The organism is Vibrio sp. QJM3NY_39 (genome assembly GCF_057785895.1).
The window spans coordinates 3136070-3149732 of the sequence record NZ_CM173505.1; the positions used below are offsets into that span (position 1 = coordinate 3136070).

Below are 13663 nucleotides of genomic sequence, written 5' to 3' on the forward strand. Positions count from 1 at the left end.
TATTATAGCATAATTAGTGCACATCACGCCAATACTCTTTCTTCAGCAAAATCACGATGATAGTGAAGATTACTAAGAAGGCCATTACCCACCAACCCATTGCATGACGCTCAAGTTGAACTGGGTCGCCCGAGTAAACCAAAAAGTTAACAAGGTCACGAACTGCTTCGTCGTATTCACCAGCACTTAATTCACCAGAACCGTCAGTTTCAGTGCCAACAACAGTAGTCACTTCCTCGCCATCTACCATATGAGTATCGTAGATTGGTGTTGGAATACCTTGCAGCTCTTCAAGAACGTGCGGCATACCGACACTTGGGAAAACAATGTTGTTCACGCCAAACGGACGAGATGGGTCTTCATAGAAGGTACGAAGGTACGTGTATAGCCAATCTGCGCCACGAACACGAGCAACCAAAGTTAGATCTGGCGGCGGAGCACCAAACCAACTTGCCGCTTGATCAGAGGGCATAGCATTAACCATCAAGCTACCGATTTTCGCTTCAGGGTCGAAAATCAGGTTTTCCTTCATTAGATCTACAGGGATCTCTAAATCATTCGCAACACGTTCATAACGCTGGTACTGCGTTGAGTGACAAGCAAAACAGTAGTTCATGAACATCTTAGCGCCATTTTGCAATGAGGCTTTATCTGTTAAATCATTGTTTGCTTTGTCTAATGGTACGCCTGCACCCGCTGCCATCGCCAGTGACGGCAACATAGCAAATAAAATTACAATCCACTTTTTCATTTGAATGTCACCCTTTCTGGTAATGGTTTCGTCGCTTCATTTTTACTGTAGAACCACAGTAGAACGAAGAACATGAAATAACCTAAGCTAAAGATCTGAGCCAGTAGCGTATACGTTGGCGTTGCTGGAAGCGCACCAAGTACACCAAGCGCAATAAAGCTTATTGTGAATTGGATGATGTTAATCAAATGCAGTTTGCTACGGTAACGGTAAGAGCGCACTTTACAACGGTCGAACCATGGCAGTAGGAATAGCACAACAATAGATGCCCCCATTGCAACTACACCTATCAGCTTATCAGGAACAGCACGAAGTACAGCGTAGAACGGCGTGAAGTACCAAACTGGAGCAATATGCTCAGGTGTTTTCAGTGGGTTAGCAGCTTCGAAGTTAGGCGGCTCAAGGAAGTATCCACCCATCTCTGGGTTAAAGAACAGCACGTAACAGAACAAGAATAGGAAACCAGCAACACCGACCATATCTTTCACCGTCCCGTATGGGTGGAAAGGAACAGAGTCAATGATGTCGTATTTCTTAGTGTAATCCTTGTGGAATGGGAACTGAGTTTTGTAGTCGTCGCCCATTGTGCCTTTAGGAAGCTTAGTCTCGATACCGTCTGGGTTGTTCGAACCCACTTCGTGCAGTGCTAGTACGTGAAGTACGATAAGCAGCAGAAGTACGATTGGTAGAGCGATAACGTGCAGTGCGAAGAAACGGTTCAGCGTTGCACCAGAGATGATGTAATCACCACGGATCCAAAGCGTTAGGTCATCACCAATAACAGGAATCGCACCAAACAGAGAAATGATTACCTGAGCCCCCCAGTAAGACATTTGACCCCATGGTAGTAAGTAACCCATGAAAGCCTCAGCCATAAGCACTAAGAAGATCAGCATACCGAAGAGCCAAAGTAGCTCACGAGGCTTTTGGTAAGAACCGTAGATTAGACCACGGAACATATGCAGGTAGATAACCACGAAGAATGCCGAAGCACCTGTCGAGTGCATGTAACGCAGTAACCAGCCGTATTCCACATCACGCATGATGTATTCAACAGATGCAAATGCGCCATCACCAGACGGAACGTAGTTCATTGTTAGCCAAATACCTGTAAGGATTTGGTTAACCAGTACCAACATTGCCAAAGAACCGAAAAGGTACCAAAAGTTAAAGTTCTTAGGCATTGGGTATTCAGATAAATGCTTTTTATAAGCATTCATTGCGGGTAGACGTTTTTCTACCCAATCAAGCAATCCTTGCATTATGCGTCTCCCTCGTCCACACCGATCATGATCTTAGTGTCACTCAAATACATATGCTTTGGCACTACAAGGTTCAATGGAGCTGGTACGCCTTGGAATACTCGACCTGCCATATCAAACTTTGAACCATGACAAGGACAGAAGAAACCAGACTTAACGCCCTGAACTTGTTCTGCAAAAGAATCTGGCAGGTAAGTTGGAGAACAACCTAAGTGCGTACAGAAACCAACAGCAATGAAGAACTCCGGCTTAATTGAACGAAACTCGTTCTGTGCGTAGTCTGGTTGTTGTTCAGTTTCAGATTGAGGGTCACGAAGTTGACCACCGATCGCTTTTAGGTTCTCTAGTACCGACTCAGCACGGCGTACAACCCATACAGGTTTACCTTGCCACTCGACACGAACCATTTGTCCCGGTTCTAACTTACTGACTTCCACTTCCACCGGCGCGCCCGCAGCTTTCGCTTTGGCACTCGGGTTCCATGATTTAATAAAAGGCACGGCTACAGCAGCTGCTCCCAAACCACCAACAACGGCTGTTGTTGCGGTTAAGAAACGCCTGCGACCGTTATTTAAAGGCGCGTTGCTCATCCAAACATTCTCCCATTTGCTCCTTATGGATTGAAATAATTCCGATTAAAGAGCATGGCTAACAAAATATGTATTTAGTTCTATTTATTGACGGCAAATGATAAATAAAACCCTACTTTTTGACAAGATAAAGCTACCTTTTTGTAACAATCATGAGGCAAAGCGCACATTGGGTTACAAAAGCTTTCAAAATATAAGAATTTAGGAATAAAACGAGGAGGGGGAAGCGTTTAGCGGGAGCCAGAAAGACAAAAAGCCCGGCATATAGCCGAGCTTTGAACCACAATTCCAGTAATAAAACTGGTCGCGTGTATTTTTCGGTAAGGAAAAATTAACGCTTAGAGAATTGAGGTTTACGACGTGCTTTACGTAGACCAACTTTCTTACGTTCAACGCAACGAGCGTCACGCGTAACATAGCCAGCTGCACGTAGAGCAGGACGTAGAGTTTCATCGTATTCCATAAGAGCACGAGTGATACCGTGGCGGATTGCGCCAGCTTGACCTGAAATACCACCACCAGAAACAGTGATGTAAAGGTCAAGTTTCTCAGTTAGTTCAACTAGCTCAAGAGGTTGCTTAACAACCATACGAGAAGTTGGACGACCGAAGTAAACATCAAGGCTACGCTTGTTGATTACGATCTCACCAGAGCCTGGTTTGATGAAAACACGAGCTGCTGAGCTTTTGCGACGACCAGTGCCGTAGTATTGATTCTCTGCCATTGTCTTAATCCCCAATTAGATGTCTAGTACTTGTGGTTGTTGAGCAACATGGTTGTGCTCAGTACCAGCGTATACTTTAAGCTTACGGTACATCGCGCGGCCTAGAGGACCACGTGGAAGCATACCTTTAACTGCTAGTTCAAGAACCATTTCTGGTTTCTTAGCAATTAGCTTTTCAAAAGTGATAGTCTTAAGACCACCTGGGAACTCAGAGTGACGGTAGTAAACCTTACCCTTAGCTTTGTTACCAGTCACAGCTACTTTCTCAGCGTTAACAACGATGATGTAATCACCAGTGTCTACGTGAGGAGTGTATTCTGCTTTGTGCTTGCCGCGTAGGCGAGAAGCGATTTCACTTGCTAGACGGCCAAGAGTTTTGCCTTCAGCGTCTACAACATACCAGTCGCGTTTTACAGTTTCTGGTTTAGCAACGAAAGTTTTCATGCTAATAATTACCTATTTAAAAAATTTACACTTAAGGAATACTCGCGTATTCCCACTGTCTAAGAGTTACCATCATCACCCCTTCGAGTGTTGGAAAACTCTTGGCATAACGTGATTTTACTCATCGCTAGAGGCCCGCAGTAACGGTAGGTCGCAGGATTATAGAGAAGAGCGAAGAAAAAATCACCTCTTTTTGAACAAAATCACGATTTTTTTAATTCTCTTTCGTATTCGAGATAATAAGCGCTAAATTAAGTGTTCTTTTGCCAAATATTCATGGCTCTGCATTTCAATTAAACGCGACTGACAACGTTTAAACTCAAACTCTAGCTGACCATTGGTGTACAATTTTTCTAACTCAACTTCCGCTGAAATGATTAATTTCACGTGGCGCTCATAAAACTCATCGACTAACGCAATAAAGCGCCTCGCCGCGTCATCTGACGTCGCCCCCATCTGTAAAACATCCGCTAATAAAACCGTGTGGTAAACCTTAGACAGTTCGATGTAATCATTCTGACTACGGGCTGACTGACAAAGTTGTGCAAAAGTACCATGCAACACCCCATCACTCGCTTCAATGACATCCAATTGGCGATGGTTGACTTCGATCTGCTTGAGCTTCTCTTTATCTTCACCGACCAACTGCGCGTAGTATTTCTCTAGATTGATATTGGCTTGGTTATCTAATGGGTAATGATAGATCTCAGCTTGCTCTAAGGTTCTCAGTCGGTAATCAATACCGCTGTCTACATTAAGGATGTGACAGTTTTCTTGAATCAGCTTAATCGCAGGTAAAAAGCGTGCACGCTGTAAGCCATTACGATACAGATCTGCAGGTGGGATATTAGAAGTAGCCACCAAGATAACGTTACGCGCAAAGAGCTCTTGGAACAAAGTCCCTAAGATCATGGCGTCTGTAATGTCTGAAACAAAGAACTCATCGAAACAGATAATGTCGGCTTCTTGCTTTAGTTTGTCAGCCACCAGTGGTAACGGGTCAATCACATTACCGAGCGCTTTCAGCTCATCATGAACTCGATACATAAAGCGGTGAAAGTGAACTCGCATTTTTTTAGTGGTCGGTAAGGCTTCGTAAAACGTATCCATTAGATAAGTTTTGCCACGCCCTACACCGCCCCAAAAATAGAGGCCTTTGGGAGGCGTTAGCAACTCGGGCTTTTTACCTAGCAATTTCTGGAATCGCGTAAGTTGAGGAACTGGGGTATTCATGTAATCTTGGAATTGATGAAAGAGTTCATCTAAAGATTTAACTGCTTGCTCTTGTGCTGGATCTCTTTGAAATCCATGTTCTTTTATATCTTGTTCGTATTTTTTAACGGGATTCATGACGACATTTCCACAATGAAAGCGATATCAGACAGCGAAGAAAAAGGTGCCCAAACAGCACGAGAGATGGTTTGGTGCGATGAATAAAGCAACACTAAACTGCTATCCAGCGCACACGCATTTCTCTTTATACTGCGGCTTTCTCATAGTACCATGGAGCCGTATCACGTGTAACTAAGCAGTAACAAACATGTTAAAAAACAATAATAAGGAGCTGTTATGCCTTGGATGTATGCCGTTGCCGGTTTACTAGTCGGAGTTATCTTAGGGGTCGCTATTTCTCGTCTCATGACGCCTGAATACAAAAAACAAAAGAACGTACAAAAAGAATTAGATAGTGCAAAGTTTGCCCTTGAGCAGCAACGACAAGAACTTGCTGACCACTTTGCTAAATCAGCAGAAATGTTAGATACCTTAGGTAAGGACTACACAAAACTGTACCAACACATGGAAAAAACAAGCTCAGAGCTGATCCCTAATTTGCCAGAGCAAGATAATCCATTTGTGAAAACAGCCGCAGCCCATTCGGACAAATCACAAGACAAGCCTTCAGTTAAAGAGGCGACACTTGAAGAACAACCGAAAGATTACGCTAATGGCGCAACGGGTTTATTTACAGAGCAGAAGAAAGAAATCATGGATGCTCCCGATGTTGTAACAGCAAAAGCATCGTAAACATTTAACACTTCTGTGAACTTTACAAAGGTTTTTGAGTCATAACTTTCACTCAGGTCATTTGAAACTTCTCATACTTATTAAACGTATAAGAGGGTTAAGACCTAAACTAGAGAGGAGTTTATGATGAAAAAACCTTTGCTTGCTTTATCGGTACTGACTTTAAGCTTAAGTTCAATCATCACCCCCATTCAAGCAACGGCCGCACTGCCATTAAGTGTGGGTAATGAACAATTACCGAGCCTTGCACCTATGCTTGAACAAGTGACCCCCGCTGTGGTTAGTATTGCCGTAGAAGGCAAACAGGTACAACGTCAGCAAATCCCTGAACAATTTCAATTCTTTTTTGGTCCAGAACAAACACGAGAACGCCCATTCCGCGGGCTAGGCTCTGGCGTGATCATTGATGCCAAGAAAGGCCATATTGTCACCAATTACCATGTCATCAATGGTGCCGACGATATCAAAGTAAAACTTCATGATGGTCGAGAGTACGATGCCGAGCTCATCGGCGGCGACCAGATGTCGGATATCGCGCTATTAAAACTCGAAACAGCCAAGAACCTTACCCAGATAAAAGTCGCAGACTCCGACAAGTTAAGAGTCGGTGATTTCAGTGTCGCTATCGGCAACCCATTTGGACTCGGTCAAACCGTGACATCCGGGATCGTTTCTGCTCTCGGTCGTAGCGGCCTAAATCTAGAGAACTTTGAAAACTTCATTCAAACCGATGCAGCTATCAACAGTGGTAACTCTGGAGGTGCGTTAGTGAATCTCAACGGTGAGCTGATTGGTATCAACACGGCTATCCTTGGCCCTAACGGAGGCAATGTCGGTATCGGCTTTGCAATCCCATCCAATATGATGAAAAACCTGACAGAACAAATTCTCGATTTCGGTGAAGTAAAACGCGGTATGCTGGGTGTTCAAGGCGGAGAGGTGACCTCTGAATTGGCGGAAGCGCTTGGTTATGAGTCCAGCAAAGGTGCTTTTGTTAGCCAAATTGTACCCGACAGTGCTGCGGACAAAGCCGGACTGAAAGCGGGCGATGTCATTGTCTCTATAAATGGTAAGCGCATTGATACTTTTAGCGAGTTAAGAGCCAAAGTCGCAACCCTCGGCGCAGGTAAACAGATCGAACTTGGTGTCGTTCGTGACGGAAAGAATAAGACCTTTGATGTAACTCTGGGTGAATCCACCAATAGTAAGACACAAGCTGAAAAGCTCCATGAAGGACTTGCCGGTGCAGAGCTCACCAACACAACCGACAGCGACTCAACGACAGGCGTCAAGGTATCAAGTGTCGCTCAAGGTTCGCCAGCAGAAGCCTATCAACTCCTTAAAGATGACATCATCATCGGGGTAAACCGCCAATCCGTTAAGAACCTTGCTGAATTTAGAAAGATTCTTGAAAAACAACCTGGCGTGTTGGCGCTTAATATCCAAAGAGGCGACAGGACTATCTATCTAGTTATTCGATAGTCATACGTCAGCGCAATTACAGGGAGGCTCAGTAAGTTTGCTTTAAACTTACTCAGTCTCCCTTTTCTTTAGATCAATCAAAATGCTATGCTTCACTCGTAATCAAGTCAGTCATCCATTGACGGATGCTCCATACCTTACTTGTTGAAGAGGGAAACATGCTGTCCTTTCTATTTCGTTCTATTTCCCTTGGACTCGTTTCAGCGGCACTTATTCTTCTCGCATTTCCGAGCTTAAGGCCAGCTATAGTTTCAGATGTCACTAGTCCTCAAGTCGATAATATTGGCTCTCTTCAGATCTCATTTAACCAAGCGGTGCGACGTGCTGCACCCGCTGTGGTCAATATTTATAGTCGTAAATACGCAGAAAGCGATCGCAATAAGCTACTGACTCAAGGTTTGGGTTCAGGGGTCATTGTTAGCGAAAAAGGCTACATCATTACCAACTTTCACGTTGTTGCTCAAGCCGACCAAATAGTTGTGGCACTTCAAGACGGACGAGTAGCCGCCGCACAGCTTGTCGGTTCAGACAAGCGCACCGATATCGCGATACTCAGAGTCAGCGGTGACAACTTACCAGTGATTCCACTGAACCAAGATTACACTGCAAATGTCGGAGATGTGGTTCTCGCTATCGGTAACCCGTATAACCTAGGTCAAACCACAACCTTTGGTATTATCTCGGCAACCGGTCGCTCTTCAATCAGTGCCGATGGTCATCAAGCCTTTATCCAGACCGATGCGGCAATCAATGAAGGTAACTCCGGTGGTGCACTTGTCAATTCACAAGGTGAGTTAGTCGGTATCAATACCGCGTCTTTCCAACAAGCTACCGACATGGAAACCTACGGGATTTCATTTGCTATCCCCTACCCACTAGCGAATAAAATCATGCAAAAAATCATCGCTGATGGTCGTGTGATTCGTGGTTATATTGGCATAGACGGACAAGACATCAACTCGGTGACGTCACGCTTACTCGGCAATAAGAATATCGGCGGTATTGTGGTACTAGGGATAGACCCGAACGGTCCTGCGGCTGATGCAGGCTTTGAAGCACAAGATATTATTATCAGCATCAATAATACCCAGATTAGTGGACGACAGAGCGTAATGGACATTGTTACTGATCTGCGCCCAGGAACTGTCATTGATGTTGGTGTATTACGCAAAGGTGAAAACAAGACACTCAAGGTCACCATTACCGAAGACACACGCCTGTAGCCTGTATTTAGTTTGATTGCTAATAGCTAGCAACTCAAACCGCCAATTACAGATACAAAAAGTACAGACACAAAAAACCCAGCTCTTAAGCTGGGTTTTCTTTTATCAATCAAGCGAATTATAAACTCAATGAAAACTAACTATATAACTAAGCGTCATTGCTAAGTGTCATAACTAAGCGTCGCTAGGTTCATCGATATCAATGCGCGTCACTCGTTGTAGTCCTCTTGGTAGTAAACCACCACGACGACCACGTTCACCACGGAAATTTTCAAGATCCGCAGGTTTCAAGCCAAGCTTGCGTTTACCCGCATAGATTGTCAGCGTCGCATTCTCTGGGATAGCCATTAGATGCGAGACAAACTCTTCACGCTCTTTTGCTTTCGCAGAAGGAATATTGATGATCTTGTTACCCTTACCTTTGCTCAACTGAGGTAGGTCTTTAATCGGGAACAACAACATACGACCTTGGTTAGTAATCGCCAGAATCTGGTTAGTGTCCAAGTCAGCAATCGGGCTTGGCAACATCACTTCTGAAGCTTGAGGCAAGTTAACCAGCGCTTTACCGCTCTTGTTCTTAGACAGCAGATCACTACCTTTACAAACAAAGCCATAACCCGCATCAGAACCGACTAACCATAACTGTTCATTCTCTCCCATCACTACTTGGCGAATAGACGTACCAGGGCTGACGTTCAAGCGACCTGTAATTGGCTCACCTTGGCTTCGCGCCGATGGCAGAGAGTGAGATTCAAGGGAGTAGCTTCGGCCATCACTGCCGAGGAACACCGCTTGTTGGTTACTCTTACCCTTAGTGCTTGCTAAGAATTTATCACCTGACTTGTAGTTCAAGCCTTCAGCGTCAACTTCATGCCCTTTAGCATGACGAATCCAACCTTTCTCAGAAAGTACAACCGTAATTGGTTCGCTTGGAACTAAGTCACGTTCTGTTAGCGCTTTTGCTTCAGCACGTTCAATCAACGGTGAGCGGCGATCATCGCCATATTTATCTGCATCTGCTTGGATTTCTTTTTTGATCAGCGTATTCAAGCGACGCTCTGAACCTAGTAGTTTTTCAAGCTTTTCACGTTCAGCTTCAAGCTCTTCTTGCTCAGCTCGAATTTTAAATTCTTCTAACTTAGCTAAGTTACGAAGTTTAATATCGAGAATCGCATTGGCTTGAATTTCAGAAATGTTGAAACGGTTCATCAAAACAGGACATGGTTCATCTTCTGTTCTAATGATTTCAATCACTTCATCAATATTTAGATAAGCGGCAAGTAAGCCTTCTAAGATGTGCAAACGTGCAAGTACTTTATCTAAACGGTATTGCAAACGACGGCGAACGGTCGAACGACGAAACTCAATCCACTCTTTCAGGATTTGAACCAGACCTTTAACTTGAGGACGGTTATCTAAACCAATCATGTTCAAGTTAACGCGGAAGTTTTTCTCAAGATCCGTCGACGCAAACAGGTGACTCATCAGTTGGTCACAGTCGATACGGTTTGAACGAGGAACCACGACGATACGTGTTGGATTCTCGTGATCTGATTCATCACGCAGATCGTCCACCATAGGGAGCTTCTTAGCTCGCATCTGGTTCGCAATTTGCTCAAGTAACTTCGCACCTGACACTTGATGAGGTAAAGACGTGATAACAATATCAGAGCCTTCCTTGTGCCATACCGCGCGCATCTTGATGCTGCCACGGCCTGTACGGTAGATCTTTTCGATGTCCGACTTCGGCGAAATAATTTCAGCTTCTGTCGGGTAATCTGGCCCTTGAATGAAACCCATCACATCTGGAAGTTCAGCTTTCGGCGTATCAATCAAATGAATCGCTGCATTCGCTACTTCACGCACGTTGTGTGGCGGAATATCGGTCGCCATACCTACCGCGATACCGGTAATACCGTTCAGCAAGATGTGAGGCAGGCGAGCTGGCAACATTTGAGGCTCTTTCATCGTGCCATCAAAGTTTGGTTGCCAATCAACGGTACCCTGACCTAACTCACCAAGCAGGACTTCAGCAAATTTCGACAGCTTTGCTTCGGTATAACGCATCGCCGCGAATGATTTAGGATCATCAGGTGCACCCCAGTTACCTTGACCGTCCACCAATGGGTAACGGTAAGAGAATGGTTGTGCCATCAATACCATGGCTTCGTAACAAGCAGAGTCACCGTGTGGGTGGTACTTACCTAACACGTCACCAACAGTACGAGCTGATTTTTTATATTTCGATGCAGCGGATAGGCCTAGCTCAGACATCGCATAGATAATACGACGCTGTACTGGCTTCAAGCCATCACCGATATAAGGCAATGCACGATCCATGATCACGTACATTGAGTAATTTAAATAGGCATCTTCGGTGAACTTGCGCATTGGCAACTGTTCAACGCCATCATATGTAATTTCGTTAGACATCCATTATACCTCGGCCATATCACCGTTAGTCTGTAGCCATGTACGGCGATCATCTGCACGTTTCTTACCAAGCAGCATGTCCATCATCTCGTTGGTCGCGTCGTTGTCATCAATCGTTAATTGAACAAGGCGACGAGTATTTGGATCCATAGTGGTTTCACGTAACTGAAGTGGGTTCATTTCACCCAGACCTTTAAATCGTTGCACGTTGATTTTGGCTTTCTTCTGCGATAGTCGCTCAAGCACACCATCTTTCTCTGAGTCATCGAGTGCGTAGAACACTTCTTTACCGCAATCGATACGATACAGAGGAGGCATTGCCACATAGATATGACCCGCTTCAACCAAAGCATGGAAATGGCGAGTAAATAGTGCACATAGCAGTGTCGCGATATGAAGACCATCCGAGTCCGCATCGGCAAGGATACAGATCTTACCGTAACGCAAGCCCGACAAATCATCGTTATCTGGGTCGATACCTAGAGCAACTGAAATATCATGTACTTCTTGTGAAGCCAATACTTGGTCTGCTGACACTTCCCACGTATTTAGGATCTTACCGCGAAGTGGCATAACCGCTTGGAACTCACGATCACGTGCTTGTTTAGCAGAACCACCTGCCGAGTCCCCTTCCACGAAGAAGATTTCGGTACGGCTTAAATCTTGAACCGAACAGTCGGTTAGCTTACCCGGCAGTGCTGGACCAGAAGCAATCTTTTTACGTACAACCTTTTTGCTTGCGCGCATACGACGATGTGCGTTAGCAATACAAGCTTCTGCAAGTAATTCTGCTAGCTGAGGCTTTTCATTCAGCCACAAGCTGAAAGCATCCTTCACTACACCAGAAACAAACGCAGCAGTTTGACGAGAAGATAAGCGCTCTTTTGTTTGACCTGCAAATTGTGGATCTTGCATCTTCACCGATAGAACGTAAGAACAACGGTCAAAGATGTCATCACCCGTTAGCTTAACGCCACGAGGCAACAGGTTACGGAATTCACAGAACTCACGCATCGCATCAAGCAGACCTTGGCGAAGACCGTTTACGTGCGTACCACCTTGCTTAGTTGGTACTAAGTTCACGTAACTCTCGGTGATCATATCACCGCCTTCAGGCTGCCAAATGATCGCCCAGTTCGCCATTTCCGTTTCAGCAACGAATTCGCCAACATAAGGTTCTTCAGGCAATAAGGTATAACCTTTCACACCTTCAGCAAGGTAGTCTTTTAGACCATCTTCATAGAACCATTTATGCTCTTCACCGCCAACCTTGTCGATAAAGGTGATTTCTAAACCAGGGCAAAGTACGGCTTTAGCTCGCAGGTTATTAATAAGGCGTAAAACAGAGAACTTAGAGCTATCGAAGTATTTTGGATCTGGCCAGAAATGCACGGTAGTACCGGTATTACGGTGACCACAAGTCCCCGTAACCGTAAGGTCAGTTACAGCATGACCACCCTCAAGGGCGATTTCATGTACCTGACCGTCACGGCGAACCGTTACTTCAACACGTTTTGACAGCGCGTTTACCACCGAGATACCTACCCCGTGCAAACCACCTGAAAACTTATAGTTGTTGTTTGAGAATTTACCGCCTGAGTGGAGCTTAGTTAAAATCAGCTCAACACCCGAGATGCCTTTTTCAGGGTGGATATCAACCGGCATACCACGGCCATCATCGGTAACTTCTAACGATTGGTCAGCATGAAGCACAACTTTAATTTTCTTAGCGTGTCCCGCTAGTGCTTCATCGACCGAGTTATCAATGACTTCTTGGGCAAGGTGGTTTGGTCTTTCTGTCTCTGTATACATTCCCGGGCGGTGTCGCACGGGATCGAGACCTTCAAGTACCTCGAGGTCTTTTGCATTATATTGTTCAGTCATAATACGGAGTTTACTCAAAAAGTTTGCGTCTGTTCGCTGGCTCTAGTTTCACTAAAGCAAAATCATTACTATGAACCTTCATAGTAGAGCGAACGAGCGAAGTATTGGGGAATATAGTCTGGAAGCTGAGTAATGATGTCAAGCTAGTTCAAAAACTAAGACATCAAACTATGATATTTCACCATTGATAGATGAAATAACAGGCAAACAAGAGAAAATCACTCTGTTGATGAAACAGATTAGAGGTTTAGAAAAGTGACGATTTGTTGTGGGTAACGTTCAAAATCAACAAAGCTATGATCCCCGCCCTCTTCTACTGTCTGTGTCGCACCTTGGTACTTCTCTACCGCTTGTCGGTAATCCAGAACTTCGTCTTCCGTTTGCTGAAGTAACCAGAAGTCACTCGGCTTAGCGATAGCCGGAACCTCTAACGCCTTCAGTTCATCGATATGCTTTGTTTCCAGTACATATCGTTCATCTGTGTATGGGTTTACTTGCTCACCTAAATAATCAGCCAGAAGCTCATACGGCTTCACGGCTGGATTTACAACCACCGCCTTGAAACCATAGTGGCTATTTAACCATGTTGAAAGATAGCCACCCAACGAGCTACCGACTAACGCGATCTGATATTGATCTTTATATTGCTCCACCAGCTGCTGTAAATGCAGAGCTGCTTGCTGAGGGAAGCTCGGTAGTTGAGGCGTTACGACTTTAATATCAGCGCGATGCTCCACACAGTAATCCGCCATCACATTCGCTTTGTGAGAACGTGATGAACTGTTAAAACCGTGAATATAAAGAAGCAGCGATGGCTTAGCGGTTTGCTGATTAAGGTCCGGCAT

The 13663-nt window shown here is 44.8% G+C and carries 12 protein-coding genes; 3 read left to right on the plus strand and 9 right to left on the minus strand.

Translation table 11 applies throughout. The features are described from left to right. Window positions 1–13: 13 nt before the first annotated feature. The 6 genes from AC3CHU_RS13915 to zapE form a co-directional block, all read right to left on the minus strand. Window positions 14–751 carry a cytochrome c1 gene (locus AC3CHU_RS13915; protein WP_004729828.1) on the minus strand — a complete coding sequence of 246 codons (738 nt, stop codon included), beginning with the start codon at window positions 749–751 and terminating at the stop codon, window positions 14–16. Next, window positions 748–2013, minus strand: coding sequence for a cytochrome b (locus AC3CHU_RS13920; protein ID WP_004729830.1), 1266 nt, complete (start codon window positions 2011–2013; stop codon window positions 748–750). Before AC3CHU_RS13920 ends, AC3CHU_RS13915 begins: the two co-directional genes overlap by 4 nt. After that, a complete protein-coding gene (gene petA, locus AC3CHU_RS13925; protein WP_017072804.1) occupies window positions 2013–2603 on the minus strand; it encodes a ubiquinol-cytochrome c reductase iron-sulfur subunit in 591 nt (196 codons plus the stop codon). Before petA ends, AC3CHU_RS13920 begins: the two co-directional genes overlap by 1 nt. A gap of 331 nt (window positions 2604–2934) precedes the next feature. Then, on the minus strand, window positions 2935–3327 hold the full coding sequence (rpsI, locus tag AC3CHU_RS13930) for a 30S ribosomal protein S9 (RefSeq protein ID WP_004740758.1): 393 nt from the start codon (window positions 3325–3327) through the stop codon (window positions 2935–2937). 15 nt (window positions 3328–3342) lie between these two features. Next, window positions 3343–3771 (minus strand): 50S ribosomal protein L13, encoded by a 429-nt coding sequence (rplM, locus tag AC3CHU_RS13935; RefSeq protein WP_010434689.1) that lies wholly within the window; start codon window positions 3769–3771, stop codon window positions 3343–3345. Window positions 3772–4017: 246 nt separating this feature from the next. After that, on the minus strand, window positions 4018–5121 hold the full coding sequence (gene zapE / locus AC3CHU_RS13940) for a cell division protein ZapE (RefSeq protein WP_488524756.1): 1104 nt from the start codon (window positions 5119–5121) through the stop codon (window positions 4018–4020). A 219-nt stretch (window positions 5122–5340) separates the two neighbouring features. On the opposite strand from zapE, the gene zapG reads away from it, so the two are divergent. The 3 genes from zapG (at window position 5341) to degS (ending at window position 8501) form a co-directional block, all read left to right on the plus strand. Continuing rightward, window positions 5341–5796 carry a Z-ring associated protein ZapG gene (gene zapG / locus AC3CHU_RS13945; RefSeq protein WP_017077673.1) on the plus strand — a complete coding sequence of 152 codons (456 nt, stop codon included), beginning with the start codon at window positions 5341–5343 and terminating at the stop codon, window positions 5794–5796. A 126-nt stretch (window positions 5797–5922) separates the two neighbouring features. Beyond that, window positions 5923–7278, plus strand: coding sequence for a Do family serine endopeptidase (locus AC3CHU_RS13950; RefSeq protein ID WP_065207222.1), 1356 nt, complete (start codon window positions 5923–5925; stop codon window positions 7276–7278). 158 nt (window positions 7279–7436) lie between these two features. Next, window positions 7437–8501, plus strand: coding sequence for an outer membrane-stress sensor serine endopeptidase DegS (degS, locus tag AC3CHU_RS13955; protein ID WP_473576770.1), 1065 nt, complete (start codon window positions 7437–7439; stop codon window positions 8499–8501). Window positions 8502–8675: 174 nt separating this feature from the next. Here degS and parC read toward each other — a convergent pair whose 3' ends face one another. The 3 genes from parC to yqiA all read right to left on the minus strand — a co-directional run bounded on the left by parC (window position 8676) and on the right by yqiA (window position 13663). Then, window positions 8676–10934 carry a DNA topoisomerase IV subunit A gene (gene parC, locus AC3CHU_RS13960; protein ID WP_488524757.1) on the minus strand — a complete coding sequence of 753 codons (2259 nt, stop codon included), beginning with the start codon at window positions 10932–10934 and terminating at the stop codon, window positions 8676–8678. A gap of 3 nt (window positions 10935–10937) precedes the next feature. Beyond that, on the minus strand, window positions 10938–12818 hold the full coding sequence (gene parE / locus AC3CHU_RS13965; RefSeq protein ID WP_017077669.1) for a DNA topoisomerase IV subunit B: 1881 nt from the start codon (window positions 12816–12818) through the stop codon (window positions 10938–10940). 239 nt (window positions 12819–13057) lie between these two features. Continuing rightward, window positions 13058–13663 carry an esterase YqiA gene (gene yqiA / locus AC3CHU_RS13970; RefSeq protein WP_171314917.1) on the minus strand — a complete coding sequence of 202 codons (606 nt, stop codon included), beginning with the start codon at window positions 13661–13663 and terminating at the stop codon, window positions 13058–13060.